The organism is Mycobacterium sp. 1274761.0 (genome assembly GCF_001668615.1).
Classification (GTDB): domain Bacteria; phylum Actinomycetota; class Actinomycetes; order Mycobacteriales; family Mycobacteriaceae; genus Mycobacterium.
The window spans coordinates 1-16,921 of sequence record NZ_LZMC01000027.1; the positions used below are offsets into that span (position 1 = coordinate 1).

Annotated in this window: 16 protein-coding genes and 1 pseudogene; 10 read left to right on the forward strand and 7 right to left on the reverse strand. The window is 67.2% G+C overall.

What is annotated here, in order from left to right:
- Positions 1-272 (reverse strand): annotated as a pseudogene (locus tag A5651_RS04590) (hypothetical protein); the annotation flags it as partial.
- Positions 269-1,750 (reverse strand): LCP family protein, encoded by a 1,482-nt coding sequence (locus A5651_RS04595; protein WP_066976008.1) that lies wholly within the window; start codon positions 1,748-1,750, stop codon positions 269-271. The pseudogene A5651_RS04590 and the gene A5651_RS04595, both read right to left, overlap by 4 nt.
- 67 nt (positions 1,751-1,817) lie before the next feature.
- Here A5651_RS04595 and rfbD point away from each other — a divergent pair, with 67 nt between their 5' ends.
- From rfbD to A5651_RS04610, 3 genes are all read left to right on the forward strand, one after another.
- On the forward strand, positions 1,818-2,681 hold the full coding sequence (rfbD, locus tag A5651_RS04600) for a dTDP-4-dehydrorhamnose reductase (RefSeq protein ID WP_066976010.1): 864 nt from the start codon (positions 1,818-1,820) through the stop codon (positions 2,679-2,681).
- 74 nt (positions 2,682-2,755) lie between these two features.
- Positions 2,756-3,652, forward strand: a complete 897-nt coding sequence (locus tag A5651_RS04605) for a glycosyltransferase family 2 protein (RefSeq protein ID WP_066976013.1) — start codon at positions 2,756-2,758, stop codon at positions 3,650-3,652.
- Positions 3,639-4,745 (forward strand): sugar phosphate nucleotidyltransferase, encoded by a 1,107-nt coding sequence (locus A5651_RS04610; protein WP_082943587.1) that lies wholly within the window; start codon positions 3,639-3,641, stop codon positions 4,743-4,745. The genes A5651_RS04605 and A5651_RS04610 overlap by 14 nt, the downstream gene beginning before the upstream one ends.
- Before the next feature lie 16 nt (positions 4,746-4,761).
- On the opposite strand, the gene A5651_RS04615 is transcribed toward A5651_RS04610, so the two are convergent.
- Genes A5651_RS04615 through cofD form a run of 3 tightly spaced genes read right to left on the reverse strand, consistent with a single transcriptional unit; the run spans position 4,762 to position 7,624 of the window.
- Positions 4,762-5,304: an NUDIX hydrolase gene (locus A5651_RS04615; protein WP_066976017.1), complete on the reverse strand. Its 543-nt coding sequence runs from the start codon at positions 5,302-5,304 to the stop codon at positions 4,762-4,764.
- Positions 5,301-6,641, reverse strand: a complete 1,341-nt coding sequence (locus A5651_RS04620; protein WP_066976019.1) for a coenzyme F420-0:L-glutamate ligase — start codon at positions 6,639-6,641, stop codon at positions 5,301-5,303. The genes A5651_RS04615 and A5651_RS04620 overlap by 4 nt, the downstream gene beginning before the upstream one ends.
- The gene (gene cofD / locus A5651_RS04625; RefSeq protein ID WP_066976021.1) at positions 6,638-7,624 is read right to left on the reverse strand and encodes a 2-phospho-L-lactate transferase; all 987 of its coding nucleotides are present in this window, start codon (positions 7,622-7,624) and stop codon (positions 6,638-6,640) included. Before cofD ends, A5651_RS04620 begins: the two co-directional genes overlap by 4 nt.
- Before the next feature lie 303 nt (positions 7,625-7,927).
- Between cofD and A5651_RS04630 the strand changes: the two genes are divergently transcribed.
- Positions 7,928-8,329: a WhiB family transcriptional regulator gene (locus tag A5651_RS04630; protein ID WP_066976099.1), complete on the forward strand. Its 402-nt coding sequence runs from the start codon at positions 7,928-7,930 to the stop codon at positions 8,327-8,329.
- 9 nt (positions 8,330-8,338) lie between these two features.
- Here the strand turns inward: A5651_RS04630 and A5651_RS04635 are convergent, their stop codons facing one another.
- Complete coding sequence (locus A5651_RS04635) at positions 8,339-8,761, reverse strand: metallopeptidase family protein (RefSeq protein WP_066976023.1); 423 nt, start codon at positions 8,759-8,761, stop codon at positions 8,339-8,341.
- A 156-nt stretch (positions 8,762-8,917) separates the two neighbouring features.
- Between A5651_RS04635 and A5651_RS04640 the strand changes: the two genes are divergently transcribed.
- The 5 genes from A5651_RS04640 (at position 8,918) to A5651_RS04660 (ending at position 14,014) form a co-directional block, all read left to right on the forward strand.
- Positions 8,918-9,334 (forward strand): DUF3499 domain-containing protein, encoded by a 417-nt coding sequence (locus A5651_RS04640; protein ID WP_066976025.1) that lies wholly within the window; start codon positions 8,918-8,920, stop codon positions 9,332-9,334.
- A gap of 62 nt (positions 9,335-9,396) precedes the next feature.
- Positions 9,397-10,791: a phosphomannomutase/phosphoglucomutase gene (locus tag A5651_RS04645; protein WP_066976027.1), complete on the forward strand. Its 1,395-nt coding sequence runs from the start codon at positions 9,397-9,399 to the stop codon at positions 10,789-10,791.
- The gene (locus tag A5651_RS04650) at positions 10,788-11,861 is read left to right on the forward strand and encodes a TobH protein (RefSeq protein ID WP_066976029.1); all 1,074 of its coding nucleotides are present in this window, start codon (positions 10,788-10,790) and stop codon (positions 11,859-11,861) included. The genes A5651_RS04645 and A5651_RS04650 overlap by 4 nt, the downstream gene beginning before the upstream one ends.
- 4 nt (positions 11,862-11,865) lie before the next feature.
- On the forward strand, positions 11,866-13,092 hold the full coding sequence (gene manA / locus A5651_RS04655; RefSeq protein ID WP_066976031.1) for a mannose-6-phosphate isomerase, class I: 1,227 nt from the start codon (positions 11,866-11,868) through the stop codon (positions 13,090-13,092).
- 1 nt (position 13,093) lies between these two features.
- Positions 13,094-14,014 (forward strand): cation diffusion facilitator family transporter, encoded by a 921-nt coding sequence (locus tag A5651_RS04660; protein WP_066976033.1) that lies wholly within the window; start codon positions 13,094-13,096, stop codon positions 14,012-14,014.
- On the opposite strand, the gene A5651_RS04665 is transcribed toward A5651_RS04660, so the two are convergent.
- Complete coding sequence (locus tag A5651_RS04665; RefSeq protein WP_066976035.1) at positions 13,971-15,341, reverse strand: NAD(P)/FAD-dependent oxidoreductase; 1,371 nt, start codon at positions 15,339-15,341, stop codon at positions 13,971-13,973. The genes A5651_RS04660 and A5651_RS04665 overlap by 44 nt on opposite strands.
- A 71-nt stretch (positions 15,342-15,412) precedes the next feature.
- Between A5651_RS04665 and A5651_RS04670 the strand changes: the two genes are divergently transcribed.
- A complete protein-coding gene (locus A5651_RS04670; RefSeq protein WP_066976037.1) occupies positions 15,413-16,885 on the forward strand; it encodes an amino acid permease in 1,473 nt (490 codons plus the stop codon).
- Positions 16,886-16,921: the final 36 nt, after the last annotated feature.

The window sequence follows — 16,921 nt, forward strand, 5'->3', positions numbered from 1 at the left end:
GCCGGATCGCCGTGCTGCTGCCCGCGCACTGGCAGACCGCCGCGGTGCTGCTGGGGACCTGGTACATCGGCGCCGAGTTCGTCGCGAAGGAGGTTGGCGGTCTTGGCCGCCCAGTTGGCCAGCGTCACTGTCGACAGCTCGATCCGCTCGCCGGTCGCGTCGTCGTAGTAGGTGATCCGTGGGCCGACCGGATCCCTATTCAACAGTGGATCCAGCAGCGCTTCGCTCAGCGTGGACGAGCGCTCGCCGCGAGGACTGTCGGGTGAGGTCAATTCACGCAGTCGGGGTTGTCCGAGCCCGCCGTGATGATCGGCGACGGCGCCGGGGGAGCGTCTTGCCCGGTTTCTCCTGAGTTGCTGGCGGCAGGGTCGGCCGTCGCCGACAACGTGGTGTCGCTGCCGTCCAGGCCGGACCCGGGACCGGTGTAGTCGTTGCCGAGCACGACGCGCACATTCCCGGAGGGCACCGACGGATCGGCAGCCACCGGCAGGCCACCGAGGTCTTTGGCAACGGCTTGCGCGCCAAGGTCGTCGGCCTTGTCGGCCAGCACCTGGCTGGTGTCCAGCTCGCCGGCATCGTGGTTACCGACCGGCCCTGGCGCAAAACCCTTTTCGGTCAGCACGGCCGACACCGACGCGGCCAGGCCGTTGATGTCGGTGGCGTTGACCACCTCCGCGGCGGTCTTGCTCGGTGTGTAGGAGAGCTCCTCGGTCTTGCCCTGATCCTGGTCGGACAGCAGGCCGTCGACCCATTCGTGCACCTCGTTGGGATCGATCCGTACGACGCTCTGCATGCCGTCGTCGCTCCAGCCGTTCTCGTCGAGCACCGGGATGGTGGCGAACGCGACGTTGCCCGCCGCCAGTTTCTGCAGCTGTTCGGCGAATTGCATGACGTCCCAGCCGTCGGACAACACCACCGACCGCTGCACCGCCTCCTGCAGCCGATTCAGAGTGGCCGGGCTCGACAGTGTCTTACCCGAAATGACTTGGTGGGCAAGCGAAGCCATGACCACCTGCTGGCGCACGACGCGGTCGAGGTCGCCGCGCGGCAGATCATGGCGCTGACGCACGAAGCTCAAAGCCTGTGGGCCGTCGAGCTTCTGCCAGCCTGCGGGAAAGTCTGCACCCGAAAGAGGTTCGTACACAGCATCTCTCAGGCAGACGTTGACGCCGCCGAGTGCGTCGGTGATCAGCGCGAAGCCGAGCAGGCCGATCTCGGCGTAGTGGTCGACGGTGACACCGGTGAGGTTGGCCACCGTCTTGATCAATGCCTCGCGGCCCGCCTCGGTCGCTTCGTGTTCGGCGACCGACGGGTCGACGCCCTGTTGCTCGACCAGCTGCTTCAACTTCTCCAGGTGCACCGAGCCGTAAACGCCGTTGATCTTCATCTTCCCAACGCCCGGCGCCTCGACGTAGGAGTCACGCGGTATCGAGATCGCGGTAGCGGACTTCCCGTTGTTGGGGATGCGCACCAGGATGATCGTGTCGGTGTTGGTCGACTCGTCGTCGCCGGCCCGCAGCGTGGCCAGTTCCTCCTGCGACAGCGGGTTGCCGTGGGCATCGGTGCGGCTGTCCAGACCGACCAGCAGGATGTCGATCGCGCCGTCCTCGCCGCCCCCGCCCAGCGCCGCCGACGTGATGTGGTTGATGCCGGATTCGAACGAGCGGATCTTGCTCCAGGCCACCCCGGTGCCGATGACGATCGTCGACGCAACCACGACGGCGAGAATCCGGAGTAGGCGTGGAGGCATCAGCCCAGGTTACTTGTGGCGGGGGTGCAGACCGGGTAGCTGCTGCCCGGCGTGCCAGACTCGGCTCGTGGGCAATCGGATCGTAATCACGGGTGCGGGCGGACAGCTCGGGCGCTTTCTGACCGCGGAAACGGGGCGACGCAACCGCGATGCCCTGGCCATGACCTCCGCGCAATGGGACATCACCGATGCCGACGCGGCCGAGCGCATCGTCTCGTCGGGCGACATCGTGATCAACTGCGCCGCCTATACCGCCGTGGATGCCGCCGAGAGCGATCCGGAGCGGGCGTACGCCGTCAACGCGACCGGACCGGCAATTCTGGCGCGGGCGTGCGCGAAAGCGGGCGCACGGCTGATCCACGTTTCGACCGATTACGTTTTCGACGGCGTGTTCGACGACGCACCGCGGCCCTACGAAGTGGATGACGCCGCCGCGCCGTTGAATGTCTACGGCAAGTCAAAGCTTGCGGGGGAGCGGGCGGTGCACGACGAACTGCCTGCCGCCCACGTGGTGCGCACGTCGTGGGTCTATACGGGTGTGGGTTCCGATTTTGTCGGCGTCATGCGGCGGCTCGCGGCGGGCGACGGGCCGGTAGCGGTGGTGGCCGATCAAGTGGGCTCGCCCACCTATGTGGCGGACCTGGGGCTGGCGTTGCTGCAGATCGCCGAGCGTGAGTCGGCGCCGCCACTGTTGCATGTCGCCGATGAGGGTGCGGCCAGCCGATTCGAACAGGCGCGGGCGGTGTTCGAAGATGTCGGCGCCGACCCCCATCGGGTGCAGCCCGTCACGACCGAGGACGTGCCGAGGCCCGCGCCGCGTCCCCCGTACAGTGCGCTGTCGAATAGCGCTGCCGTCGCAGCGGGCCTGACGCCGCTGCGGCCCTGGCGCGATGCGCTGGCCGCGGCGTTGGCCGCAGCCGACGGAAATTGACCCTGCCGCTACCCTCAACGCCGTGAGCGACGAGATGGTGGCTGTCGCGTGAGCGACGAATTGGTGGCTGTCGCGTGAGCGACGAATTAGTGGTCGTGACGGTGACCTTTTCACCGGGTCCTCACCTGGCCCGATTTCTCGCAACGCTGTCGCACGCCACCGAGCGTCCCGTGACGGTCGTCATGGCCGATAACGGTTCGACCGACGGCAGCCCGGAGGAGGCCCTCGAGCGTTTTCCCAACACCCGATTGCTGCGTACGGGCGGCAACCCCGGCTACGGCACCGCGGTCAACCGTGCCGTCGCCAGGCTCCGCAAGGACGGCGGCGGCGACCTCGACCTCTTCATCGTCGCCAACCCCGACATCCAGTGGGGTCCGGGAAGCATCGACGCGCTGCTCGATGCCGCGGGCCGGTGGCCGAAAGCGGCCAGCCTCGGTCCGCTGATCCGGGAGCCGGACGGTTCGGTGTATCCATCGGCGCGCCATCAGCCGAGCCTCATCCGCGGCGGCATGCACGCCGTAGTGGGCCCGCTGTGGCGGTCCAACCCGTGGACGGCCGCCTACCGCCAGGACCGGCTCGAGCCCAGCGAACGCCCGGTCGGCTGGCTGTCGGGTGCGTGCCTGTTGCTGCGCGGCGCGGCATTCGATGAGGTCGGGGGCTTCGATGAGCGCTACTTCATGTACATGGAAGACGTCGACCTTGGGGATCGGTTCGGCAAGGCAGGCTGGCAGAACGTGTACGTGCCTGCGTCTGAGGTGTTGCACGACAAGGGCCACTCCACTGGCCGCGATCCCGCCCGCAACTTGGCCGCCCATCACACCAGCACCTACACTTTTTTGGCCGATCGGCACAATAAGCCGTGGCAGGCGCCGCTGCGGTGGACGATGAGGGGCGCACTGGAGGTTCGCTCGCGGCTCGTGGTCAGGAGCAGCCGGCGCCAGGGGAAAGGACGGCGGCGTGGCGGGGGCTAGTAATCCAGCGCAAGCCAGTGATCCAGCGGAAGTGGATGCCGTCATCCTTGTCGGCGGGCAGGGCACGAGACTGCGGCCGCTCACGCTGTCGGCGCCGAAACCGATGCTGCCGACCGCCGGGCTGCCGTTTCTGACCCATCTGCTGTCGCGGATCGCCGCCGCCGGTATCGAGCACGTGGTGCTGGGGACGTCGTACAAGGCGGGCGTCTTCGAATCCGAATTCGGTGACGGCTCCAAGCTGGGCCTGCAGATCGAATACGTCGTTGAAGAGGAGGCGCTGGGCACCGGCGGGGGTATCGCCAACGTGGCGCACAAGCTGCGACGCGACACAGCAGTGGTATTCAACGGCGACGTGCTGTCGGGGGCCGACCTGGGAGCGCTGCTGGCGACCCACCGCGACCACGACGCCGATGTGACGCTGCATCTGGTCCGCGTCGGTGACCCGCGGGCGTTCGGCTGCGTGCCGACCGACGCCGACGGCACCGTCACCGCGTTCCTCGAGAAAACCGCGGATCCGCCGACCGACCAGATCAACGCCGGCTGCTATGTGTTCAAGCGCGAGATCATCGACCGGCTGCCCAAGGGCAGGGCGCTGTCGGTCGAACGTGAGGTGTTCCCGCAACTGCTGGCCGACGGCTACAAGGTGTGCGGATACGTCGACGCCTCCTATTGGCGCGACATGGGTACGCCGGAGGACTTCGTGCGCGGCTCGTCGGACCTGGTTCGCGGCATCGCGCCATCACCGGCACTGCACGGCCACCGCGGTGAGTCGCTGGTGCACGACGGCGCCGCCGTCGCCCCTGGTGCCCTGCTGATCGGCGGCACGGTCGTTGGCAGGGGAGCCGAAATCGGCCCTGGCGCAAGGCTAGACGGCGCAGTGATCTTCGACGGCGTGCGCGTCGAGGCGGGATCGGTGATCGAGCGGTCGATCATCGGCTTCGGCGCCCGAATCGGTCCGCGCGCGCTGATCCGCGATGGCGTCATCGGCGATGGCGCCGACATCGGTGCACGGTGTGAACTTCTGCGCGGCGCGCGGGTGTGGCCCGGAGTAGCGATCCCCGACGGTGGCATCCGTTACTCAACCGACGTCTGACCCCGATTCTCGTCGCTCACCGCGAGCGCTGTGCGGCGGCCGCCAATTGGGCCAGACCGTAGTCCGTGTCGTGCGGCAACGCGTCGAGCGGCCACCACCGCAAATCCAATGATTCTTCGCTGCAGACGATTTCGGCGTCGGCGGGCGCGTGCACGATGAACTGCAGATCGAGGTGACGAGTGGGCACGCCCAACGAGCATGTCACCGGGTGCACGTGCAGCGCCGCGAGGTCGCGGTCGATCGTCAGCCCCGCGATGCCGGACTCTTCGGTGGCTTCGCGCAGTGCGGCAGCGACGATATCGGCGTCGCCTTGCTCGCAGTGCCCGCCGAGCTGCAGCCAGCGCCCGATCCGCGGATGCAGCGTCAGCAGCGCCTGCGTTCCGGTGGCGTCGAGCACTAGCGCCGACGCCGTCACGTGGCCGGGCACACACTCCCGCAGGCACGCGTCCTCCCGCGCCACCACGAACGACAGCACCGCATGCCGCAGTGTGTCTTGGGCCGGGTCGGGCGCGACCCAGTCGATCAGCGCCGCAATCGTCGACTCGCGCAGGTTGCTCACTTGCGCACCAGAAGTCCTTCGGTCGGTGCGGGGTCGCGCGGACCCGACGGTTCGTCGGGGTAGCCGATCGCGATGGCGCCCAACGGTTCCCAGTCGTCGGGCAGTTCTAGCTCGGAGCGGACAAGGTCGGCGGCGAAAATCGTCGAGCCGACCCAGCAGCTGCCGACACCCCGCACGGCCAGTGCGACGAGGAGCGCTTGGACGGCGGCGCCCACCGCAACGGTGAACATGGTGCGTTCGGCAGCGCTGCGCGCCGCATCGGGGTAGCTGTGTGCGCCGTCGGGTACCAAAAAGGGGATGACGAGTTCGGGTGCGTCGTACAGAATCTGGCCGCGCTCAACGCGGCGTTCGACCGCCTGCGGATCCCTGCCGTCGCCGGCGAGATCGGATCGCCACTTGTCCTTCATACGGTCCAAGAGAGCCACCCTGGTGTCGGAGTCGGCCATCCACACGAAGCGCACCGGCCGGGTGTGGTGCGGGGCGGGCGCTGTCAGCGCCTCGGCGACGGCGGCCTCGATGATGTCCGGCGGCACGGGCTCGGAGCTGAAGCGCCGCACCGACCGACGCATCAGCTGTGCCTGCGTGCGGCCCAGTGCCAGCGCCTCCTCGGTGCCCAGCCAGAACAAATCCTCCTCGCCGGGCCGCAGCAGAGCGCGAGCCGTCGATCCGTCCTCCCGCAGGGTCAGCCCGCGCACCACGGCGACCGGAACGCCGGTCAGCTTGCCCTTGACCAAATCGGCGGCGGCCGCGATCTCGTCGGCGACTGCGACCTCGGTGACGACCAGCTCGTTGCCGTGCACATCGTGCTCGCCCGCATAGCCGTGCAACACGGTCAGGCCGGCAGCGCCGATGGCGGCGTCGATCTGACCGTTGCGCCAGGCTCGGCCCATGGTGTCGGTGACGACGACGCCGACGGTCACGCCGAGCCTCTCGCGCAGACTCGCACGCAATGCGGCGGCGCTGCGGTCAGGATTTACGGGCAGCAGCGCCAATTCGGTTGCGCCGACATTGGACCCGTCCACGCCCGCCGCGGCCTGCACGATGCCGAGATCGTTCTCGGTGATCAAGGTGCGGCCCTTGCGCGCCAACACGCGCACGGCTTGCTGGTCGATCAGTTTGCGCCGCAAAGTATCCCGCTCATCAGGGTCTTCCGGTGCAGACACGATGCGGCCCTCGCACTTGGACAACACCTTGCTGGTGACCACCACGACGTCACCGTCGTGCAGCCACGGAGCAGCGGCGGCCAGCGCTTCACCCAGATCGTCGCCGGGGCGGAACTCCGGCAGGCCGGTCACCGGAAGAATCTCGATGGCGGCCGCCGAGCCGTGCTCGGTCATGGTTTGACCCCCGCGAGATCCATTCCCGCACGGACCATCTCGGCCGTCGCCGCCGGATCGGTCATCAGCAGGGGCAGCGAGCGCACCTCGACACCCGCGATCTCGGCGTGATCGCCCTCGTGCACCAGCCACCCGTCGAGAATTCCAACTCCTGAGCGGGTACCGTAGTACCCGCCGACCGCCTCCGATGTGCTGTCCACACCGATCACCGAAAGGCACTCGTCGGCCATGCCGCGCAACGGTTTTCCCGCGATGATGGGCGAGTAGCCGATCACCCGGGCCGATGTTGATCGCAACGCGCCCCGAATGCCCGGTATCGCGAGGATCGAACCGATGCTCACCACGGGGTTGGACGGCGCCACCAGCACCACGTCCGCGGAGGCAATTGCGTCGGTGACGCCAGGAGCCGCGGTGGCCTTGTCCGCCCCGACGAACGCGAAGCTGTGTGTGGGAACCTGGGCTCGGTGGCGCACCCACCACTCCTGGAAGTGAATCGCCTTGCGGTCACCGGTATCCGGATCGGTGATGACGACATGGGTTTCACTGCGGTCATCACTCGCCGGCAGCAGTCGCGCGCCGGGGGACCAACGCTTGCACAACGCCTCGGTGACATCCGACAGTGGATAGCCGGCTCGCAGCATCTGACTGCGCACCAGATGCGTGGCCAGGTCGCGGTCGCCCAGCCCGAACCAGTCCGGCTGGACCCCGTAGGCGGCGAGTTCCTCTTTGGCATGCCAGGTTTCGTTGCGGTGGCCCCAGCCCCGCTCGGGGTCGATGCCGCCGCCGAGTGTGTACATGCACGTGTCGAGATCGGGACAGATCCGTACACCGAACATCCAGGCGTCATCGCCGATGTTGACGACCGCGGTCAGCGAATGATCCGTGCCGTGATCACCGGCGAACTGGCCGAGGCCGAGCAGGTGTTGCACCCCCAAAAGGAACCGCGCACCGCCGACTCCTCCGACCAGAACCGTGACCTTCACATCAATCGACACTAGGCCCTTGGTCACGAGGCGGTCTCGGCAGCCAGACGGTATGAGGTTGTGACAGACACGCCGGAGCAGCGACGCGCCGATTTGAGATAACGAGATGGTATGAAAATCGGTTCAATCGCTTGACCGCGACAGCTAACGCGTGTGTAATCACACCAGTGTCATTTTTCGGTTGGCCGGCCGGTTCCGGTGTCGCAGACCGAGATTCGATCACTTGTTCGAATTGAGATGGCCGCACAGCGTCATCGTGGGGCTCCATAGCGGATCAGCGATACCAAGGTGAGGAGGGGGAAGATGTCTTTTGAGCAGGCCGATTTCGGCCATCACACTCGGTTCGACAATCGGGTCTTCGGCTCCGTAGGCAACATCCCGCAAGTCAATGCCGGGCCGGCGCCCATGAACTCTCTCGGCCGGCCCCAATTGAGTCTGGTGCCAGATCGTCCGGAGCTCGACGCGATTGCGCCGCTAACTCCGGACGACGAGCTGTGGCAGGAGAAGGCTCTCTGCGCACAGACCGACCCGGAGGCGTTCTTCCCCGAGAAGGGCGGCTCCACCCGCGAGGCCAAGCGCATCTGCCAGGGCTGCGAGGTGCGCGACGCGTGCCTCGAATACGCGCTGGCGCATGACGAGCGCTTCGGCATCTGGGGCGGGCTCTCCGAGCGTGAGCGCCGCCGCCTCAAGCGCGGCATTATCTGAACGCTCGCCTCACTCGTCGTCGATCGAAGGGTCGATGACCGACGGTTCGACGCCCAGATACGTCGCCACCTGGGCCACCAGAACCTCATGCAGCAGCTCGGCGAGATCGTCGGTGTCTTTAGCCCGACGCTCGATCGGCTTGCGGAACAACACAATTCGCGCACGAGTGGAATTGCCCCGGACATCTACGCCGGCAGGAATCAGCCGGGCCAGGGGGACAGGACCGTCGGCCACCACTTCAGGGGGCCACTGCACACTCTCCGGATCCTTAGGCGACATCCGCGGTATCTCGTCGACGGCGACGTCAAGCGCGCTCACCCTGTCGTGCCACCGCCGCTCGATCGGCTCATAGGCCTCCAGAACCGCCATGTCGAACCGCTCGGCGCGGCTGCGCCAGCCGGGCACGGTGGGGGGAAGCAATGGGCCGCGCATCTCGCGGCCTCGGCGTGATCGCCGGAGATTCCGCTGGGCCACTTGAGAACTGTACTGCGGAGGTGAGGAGCGAAATTATCACGGTTGGAAGTCGGCGGCCGGACCGCTGCGTGTCCCACACGGCCGCGGGGGCTCTCCCGCGATAGCCTTCCGATCGTGAATGTTCCCCGTCGCTGCTGCAGGCCCGGGTGTCCTCACTATGCGGTCGCGACGCTGACGTTCGTTTACTCCGATTCGACGGCGGTGGTGGGTCCGCTGGCCACGGTGTCGGAGCCGCACTCCTGGGATCTGTGCGTCGGCCATGCCAGCCGGATAACCGCGCCGCGAGGCTGGGAGCTGGTGCGTCACGCCGGGCCGTTGCCGACCCACCCGGACGAAGACGATCTGATCGCGCTCGCCGAAGCCGTCCGCGAGGGCCGCGAGGCCCCGGTCGGGGGCGGAATCGCCGCCGGTTTCACCGATCCCGTCACCGGTGCTCACGGGGGCGCGCTGATGGCGCCGCCGGCGGTGCGGCCCGAGGCAGGTGGCCGCAGACGCGGCCACCTGCGGGTGTTACCCGACCCTTCCGATTAGCCTGCGGGGGCCGGATAGGCTGGCGCCAGCAGTCCCGTCGTGCGAGGAGTTGTAGAACAGCCATGTCCCGGCCCGCCGCGTCAGTCCAGCGCGTCATCAAGGCGTATGACGTGCGCGGCCTCGTCGGTGAAGAGCTCGACGAGGACTTCGTCACCGACGTCGGGTCGGCGTTCGCGCGTCTGGTCCGCGACGAGGGCGCGAGCCAGACCGTGATAGGCCATGACATGCGGGCCAGCTCGCCGTCGCTGGCCAACGCGTTCGCCGACGGGGTCGTCTCGCAGGGCCTCGACGTCGTGCGGATCGGCCTCGCCTCGACCGACCAGCTTTACTTCGCGTCAGGCCTGCTGGATTGCCCGGGCGCGATGTTCACCGCGAGCCACAATCCGGCGGCTTACAACGGGATCAAGCTGTGCCGCGCCGGCGCCAAACCCGTCGGCAAGGACACCGGGCTCACGACCATCAGCGACGAGGTGATCGCCGGCATCCCGCCGTACCAGGGTGCCGCAGGCACGGTGTCCGACCGCGATGTGTTGGCCGACTACGGCGAGTTCCTGCGGTCGGTTGTCGACCTGGCAGATCTGCGCCCGCTGCGGGTCGCGGTGGATGCGGGCAACGGCATGGCCGGCCACACCGCGCCTGCGGTGCTCGGTGCGATCGACGCGCTGGAGATCCTGCCGCTGTACTTCGAACTCGACGGCACCTTTCCCAACCACGAGGCCAACCCGCTGGATCCGGCCAACCTCGTTGATCTGCAGAGGTACGTCGTTGACACCGGTGCCGACATCGGCCTGGCCTTCGACGGTGACGCCGACCGGTGTTTCGTGGTTGACGAATCGGGGCATCCGGTATCGCCGTCAGCGGTGACCGCCCTGGTCGCCGCGCGCGAATTGAGCAGGGAGATCGGCGCAACGGTGATCCACAACCTGATCACCTCACGGGCAGTACCCGAACTGGTCGTCGAGCGGGGGGGCACGCCGGTGCGGTCTCGTGTCGGCCACTCATACATCAAGGCGTTGATGGCCGAGACCGGCGCGATCTTCGGCGGTGAGCACTCGGCGCACTACTACTTCCGCGACTTCTGGGGTGCGGACTCCGGCATGCTGGCGGCGCTGCACGTCCTCTCCGCGCTCGGTGAGCAGCGCAGGCCGTTGTCCGAACTGATGGCCGACTACCAGCGCTATGAGTCCTCCGGCGAAATCAACTACACCGTCGCGGATTCGCGCAAGTGCGTGGACAGCGTGCTAAAGGCGTTCAGCGATCGCATCCAGGCCATCGACCACCTCGACGGCGTGACCGTGGATCTGGGCGACGGCAACTGGTTCAACCTGCGTACTTCCAACACCGAGCCGCTGCTGCGGCTCAACGTCGAGGGGCGCACCCTCGAGGAAGTCGACGAGGTAGTCGGCCGGGTTTCGGCCGAAATCGCCTCGCACACCGGGGCATCGGCATCGCCATGATCGCGCCGGCCACGATCGATCTCGACGACGCCGAGGGACTACTTGCCGCCGACCGCGGTGGGCTGCTGCGCGGTGCGTCGATGGCCGGGGCACAGGTACGCGCCACCGCCGCGGCGGTCGCCGAAGGTGTCTTGGAATCGGTCGCAGGCGATGCACCGCGCACGCTGATCTGGGTCGCCGGACGGGGCAACGCCGAAACCGCCGGCACAATCCTGGCTGCGGCACGGGGTGGTTCGACCACGTCGCCGATCGTCGTATGCGCTGAAGCGCCGCCCTGGATCGGCGCGTTGGACGTGCTGGTCGTCGCGGGCGATGATCCCGGCGACCCCGCACTGGTCAGTGCCGCGGCCACCGCGGTGCGCCGCGGAGCCAGGGTGGTCGTCGTTGCGCCCTACGAGGGGCCACTGCGCGACGCCACGGCAGGACGTTCGGCCCTGCTGGAACCGCGAGTATGGGTGCCCGACGACTTCACGTTGGCGCGCTATCTCGCTGCGGGGCTTGCGGTCGTGCACGTCGTCGATCCCAGCCTGCGCAACGACCTCGACGCGCTCGCCGACGAGCTCGACGCAGAAGCGTTGCGCAACAGCGCTAACCGCGAACTGTTCACTAATGCAGCCAAGACGATGGCCGACCGGATGGCCGGCCGCTCCGTGGTTTTCGCCGGCGACAACGCCGCGACACTGGCGTTGGCGCGCCACGTTGGGGCTGTCATGCTGCGGATCGCGCACCAGCCGGTGGCCACCGTCGGCCTCGCCGACGCCATCGTGGCGGCACGGACCGGCTTGGGTGTGCAATCGGACGCTCAGCGCGAGGCCGCGCTATTTCATGATGACGAGATCGACGGCCCGGCACCGGATCACGTCCGCACCATCGCACTGACATTGGATGACGAGCGCGCCGTAGTCGCGGCGCGGGTGGCCGGGCTCAGCGATGTCGACATCGTCGGAGCAGAAGATGTGCCCGACGCCGGCGACTCACCCGTGCAGTCAGGACGTGCGGAGCAGCAATTGGCGGTGCTGGCAGTGCGGCTCGAGATGGCGGCCACCTACCTGCGACTGGTTCGAGGTTAGGCGAGTGAACCTGTTAAAGGGAGCGCTGCGGACTTATGCCTGGGGATCGCGCACGGCTATCGCCGAGTTCACCGGGAGACCAAGTCCGACAGCACATCCCGAAGCCGAACTCTGGTTCGGTGCTCACCCAGGCGACCCCGCTTATCTTGAGTCCGACGCTGGGGAGACCTCGCTTCTGCAAGCCGTGCGCGACGACCCCGAGGGACAGCTGGGCCCAGCGGTCCGGAACAGCTTCGGGGATGCACTGCCGTTCCTGATGAAGGTGCTGGCCGCAGACGAGCCGCTGTCCCTGCAGGCACACCCGAGCGCCGAGCAGGCTGCCGAGGGTTTCGCGCGAGAGGACAAACTCGGTATCCCGGTGTCGTCGCCGATCCGCAACTATCGCGACCGGAGCCACAAACCCGAGCTCCTGGTGGCGTTGGAGACGTTCGACGTGCTGGCCGGGTTCCGGCCCGCGCCGGAGTCGGTCGATCTGATGAGGGCCCTTGCGGTTTCCGACCTCGACCCGTATGTCAACCTGCTGGCCGGCCAGCCCGACGCCGACGGCCTGCGCGCGTTGTTCACCACGTGGATCACCGCGCCGCAGCCCGATCTCGATGTGCTGGTGCCGGCCGTGATCGACGGCGCGATCGAATATGTCCGTTCGGGCCGAAAGCAATTCGCAGCCGAAGCCAAGACGGTGCTGGAACTGGGTGAGCGTTACCCCGGAGATGCCGGCGTGCTGGCCGCCCTGCTGCTGAACCGATTTACCCTTCGCCCCGGCGAGGGTATCTATCTGCCCGCGGGAAACCTGCACACCTATCTGCGCGGCGTCGGCATCGAGGTAATGGCCAATTCGGACAACGTGCTCCGTGGCGGCCTGACCCCCAAGCATGTCGACGTGCCGGAGTTGTTGCGGGTGCTGGATTTCACGCCCGCCAGCGAGGCGAGTTTGCGACCGAAGACGTCGACCGACGGGATGGAAACCGTGTATGAGACTGCGGCGCCAGAGTTCTCGGTGTCAGTGCTGGGGCTCGACGGCGACCGGCTCGGCCACGAAGTGGATGCCCCGTCGCGCCACGACGGCCCGCAGATCCTGTTGTGCACGCAGGGTTCGGCGGCCGTGCACGCCAAATCCGGTGTCGTGACGCTGGAACGGGGCGCAGCGGCATGGGTGCCCGCCGACGACGGCCCGATTCGACTGGTCGCGCAGCGCCCGACGAAGCTGTTCCGCGCAACCGTAGGAATCTAAAATGTCATCCGAGGGCAGCACCAGGGCGATCCTGGCGGCTCTGTTGGCCAACGCGGGTATCGCCGTGGCGAAGTTCGTCGGCTTCCTGATCACCGGCAGTTCGTCCATGCTGGCGGAGTCGGTGCACTCGGTCGCCGACACCAGTAACCAAGGCCTGCTGTTGTTGGGGCAGCGGGCATCACGCAAGCGGCCCGACCCGCTGCATCAGTTCGGCTACGGCCGCAGCCGCTTCTTCTACTCGTTTGTCGTGGCGCTGGTCTTGTTTACGCTCGGTTCGGTCTTCGCGATATACGAGGGTTACCACAAGATCTCGCACCCGGAGGAGCTGACCTCACCGACCGTGGCGATCGCAATTCTGATTGTCGCGATTTGCTTGGAGGGCTACAGCTTTCGCACTGCGGTGAAGGAGTCGCGGCCGCTAAAGGGCCGGCGCAGCTGGTGGTGGTTCATCCGGGTATCGCGTAACCCGGAGCTGCCCGTGGTATTGCTGGAGGACTCCGGTGCGCTCGTCGGTCTGCTGTTCGCGCTCATCGGTGTCGGGTTGACGATCCTGACGGGAAATCCGGCATGGGACGGTGTCGGCTCCATCGGTATCGGACTGCTGCTCGGCGTCATCGCGGTGGTGTTGATGATCGAGACGCACAGTCTGCTGATCGGCGAGGGCGCCACCGGTGACGAGGAACGGGCGATCCGGGCGGCGCTGGAGCAGACCGACAACATCGACCGGGTGATCCATTTGCGTACCCAGTATCTGGGTCCCGAACAGATGCTGGTCGGCGCCAAGATCGCGGTGCCACCGTCGACCGGACTGGCCACCGTCGCGGCCACGATTGACGCGGCCGAGGCGGCCATCCGGGAGGCGGTGCCCACCGCCGATCTCATCTACCTCGAACCCGATCTCGATCGGGCGTCGCGGACCTAGCGCGCTTGTCCGCGATGAACAGCCGCAGATTGTGCCGGATCGTGCGGCCGACCAGTCGCGCCGAAGGCACCATATAGAGGCTGTCGAGCAGGCTGAACCGACGCAGAAACCATTCGGCGAGAACGGGATCGGTCTCGGCAGCTCCGAGAAACTGATCGAAGAGGCGGCCGACCGGCGGGTACCACCACGGCGTCGGCCCGGTGGCGCCGTGCAGGACGAGGTCGCCGATGGCATTCATGGTCCACACCGGGAAGGTGGATTTCGCGACGGCGCTGTTGAATTGCGACTCCAGGTCGGTGTTCGGCGAGGCGAGCGCCCGTCGCAGATGGCCGGCGTGCAGCGAGGTCATCGACATGCCCTGTCCGAAGGTCGGGTTGAAGCTCGCGACGGCGTCGCCGAACGGGAGGATCCCCGCTGGAAACCGCGTCAGCCTGTGGTAGCGGCGCCAGCGGCTGGTCGGGTATTTGTGGAACGCGACGTCGCCGATCGGCTCGCCTTGGCGGATGGCGTCGGCGATGTGTCTGGGCACGACGTCGTCGGCCAGATCACACATTCCGGCGAAATCGTGCGGCGGCTCGACTTTGGCCACCCCGAATGTGGTCAGCGTCCACGTGCCGTCCTCGTAGCACAGCATGCCCAGCCCACGCGGCTGACCCCGGAAAGCGCCTGCGACAACGACCTTTTCGGTGAGGAGCCCCTCTGGAATGCGCAGCCGGTGGGTGGCATAGCTGATACCGACCTCCACGCTGGCCTCCGGCGGGCGGTCAAAACCCCACTGCTGCAACCACACCGGCAGTCGCGTTCCGCGTCCCGTCGTGTCGACGACGAGATCCGCGGCTATCTCCTCGCCGGTGTCGAGCTGCACGCCCGTCACCCGATCCCCGTTATAGACGGGCGCGCTCACGGCCGCATGCACGACGTCGACGTTCTCGGTCGCCCATACCCGGCGCCGGAGCTGCCATTCCAGATGCGGCCGACTCGGGATGTAGGCGGTGAACTCGTCGCGCAACCGGTGTCCCGTGCCGAGAACGTGGCCAGCGGCGCCGAAATGGATGCAGTCGGGGCGGTTCTCCAGAATCGGCACGCCCGCGGCGACCATCTCGTCGAGCAGACCAGGGAAGAGCCCGCCGAGCTCATGCGCGCCGCGTGCCATCAGCAGATGCAGATGCCGCCCCTGGGGCACCGCCACCCGGTGGGCGGGCTGCGCGGGTAGGTCGTCGCGCTCATAGACGCTCACCCGGTCGAAGAAGTCGGACAGCACCCGCGCGGCACAGAGCCCACCGATGCTCGCACCGATGACGACAGCGTGGCGCGCATTCCGCCCCATGCGCGCCGATGGTAGTGGGTACTCCTGGTGAGCTGACCCCCATTGGGCGGCATCACGAAAGGGTGAGACGCATGGCAGGCAGTTCACTGGGACGGCGAACGAAGTCGGTCGAGCAGTCGATCGAGGACACCGACGACCCCGAGACCCGGTTGCGCAAGGACCTCACCTGGTGGGACCTGATCGTGTTCGGTGTGTCCGTGGTGATCGGCGCGGGGATCTTCACTGTCACCGCCTCCACCGCAGGCGGCATCACCGGGCCCGCGATATCGGTGTCGTTCGTGATCGCGGCGATCGCCTGCGGGTTGGCGGCGCTGTGCTACGCCGAGTTCGCCTCGACCGTCCCCGTGGCGGGAAGCGCCTACACCTTCTCCTATGCGAGCTTCGGCGAGGTGGTCGCCTGGATCATCGGCTGGGATCTTGTGCTCGAATTCGCCGTGGGAGCTGCGACGGTCGCCAAGAGCTGGTCGACGTATCTGGGTGAGGTCTTCGGGTGGGCCGGTGACGTCCACGTCGGCGGGGTCGACGTCGACTGGGGCGCCGTGCTGATCGTCGCCATCGTCACGACGCTGCTGGCGCTGGGCACCAAGTTGTCGTCGAATGTCAGCGCGGTCATCACGTTGATCAAGGTGACCGTGGTGCTGATCGTGATCGTCGTGGGCGCCTTCTTCATCAAGATGGCCAATTACAGTCCGTTCATTCCGCCGTCGCAGCCGAGCGAAAGTGCGGGCGACCAGTCGCTGCTGTCACTGCTGACCGGCGCGGGCGGTAGCACCTACGGGTGGTACGGCCTGTTGGCCGGCGCTTCGATCGTGTTCTTCGCGTTCATCGGGTTCGACGTCGTCGCGACCACCGCCGAGGAAACCAAGGACCCGCAGCGCGACGTACCGCGCGGGATCTTCGGCACGCTGGCGATCGTCACCGTCCTCTACGTCGCCGTCGCGGTGGTGTTGTCCGGGATGGTGTCCTACACCGATCTGGCCAAGGCGGGCGAAGACGCCAACCTCGCAACGGCATTCGATATTCACGGAATCGATTGGGCTGCAACGCTGATCAGCATCGGCGCGCTGGCCGGGTTGACCACGGTGGTGATGGTGCTGGTGCTCGGACAGATCCGCGTGTTGTTCGCGATGTCGCGAGACAGGCTGTTACCGCGTCAGCTGGCGAGGACGGGCGAACGCGGTACGCCGGTGCGGCTGACGATCATCGTCGGCGTCGCGGTGGCGGCCGCGGCGGCGTTCTTCCCGATCGCCAAGCTCGAGGAGATGGTCAACGTCGGCACGCTGTTCGCGTTCGTGTTGGTATCCGCGGGCGTCGTCATTCTCCGGCGCAGCCGACCCGATCTGCATCGCGCATTCCGGGCGCCGCTGGTGCCGTGGCTGCCCGTCGCGGCGATCGTCGCCTGCGTGTGGCTGATGCTGAACCTTTCGACGCTGACCTGGATCCGGTTTGCGGTGTGGATGGTCATCGGCATCGCGGTCTACCTGCTGTACGGCCGCCGTCATTCGGCGCTGGCGCACCGCTCACCGACCGCGGTTTCGGCGTGACCTTCGTTTTTTACAAATTAGCGGTGTTTGTCTAGA

What these genes read in the sequence shown, in the direction of transcription:
- A5651_RS04595 (WP_066976008.1), bottom strand. Translation starts at nt 1,750, where the DNA reads ATGCCTCCACGCCTACTCCGGATTCTCGCCGTCGTGGTTGCGTCGACG.
- A5651_RS04620 (WP_066976019.1), bottom strand. Translation starts at nt 6,641, where the DNA reads ATGACCGAGCACGGCTCGGCGGCCGCCATCGAGATTCTTCCGGTGACC.
- A5651_RS04630 (WP_066976099.1), top strand. Translation starts at nt 7,928, where the DNA reads ATGTCTTTTGAGCAGGCCGATTTCGGCCATCACACTCGGTTCGACAAT.
- A5651_RS04635 (WP_066976023.1), bottom strand. Translation starts at nt 8,761, where the DNA reads ATGCGCGGCCCATTGCTTCCCCCCACCGTGCCCGGCTGGCGCAGCCGC.
- A5651_RS04645 (WP_066976027.1), top strand. Translation starts at nt 9,397, where the DNA reads ATGTCCCGGCCCGCCGCGTCAGTCCAGCGCGTCATCAAGGCGTATGAC.
- A5651_RS04650 (WP_066976029.1), top strand. Translation starts at nt 10,788, where the DNA reads ATGATCGCGCCGGCCACGATCGATCTCGACGACGCCGAGGGACTACTT.
- A5651_RS04660 (WP_066976033.1), top strand. Translation starts at nt 13,094, where the DNA reads ATGTCATCCGAGGGCAGCACCAGGGCGATCCTGGCGGCTCTGTTGGCC.
- A5651_RS04665 (WP_066976035.1), bottom strand. Translation starts at nt 15,341, where the DNA reads ATGGGGCGGAATGCGCGCCACGCTGTCGTCATCGGTGCGAGCATCGGT.
- A5651_RS04670 (WP_066976037.1), top strand. Translation starts at nt 15,413, where the DNA reads ATGGCAGGCAGTTCACTGGGACGGCGAACGAAGTCGGTCGAGCAGTCG.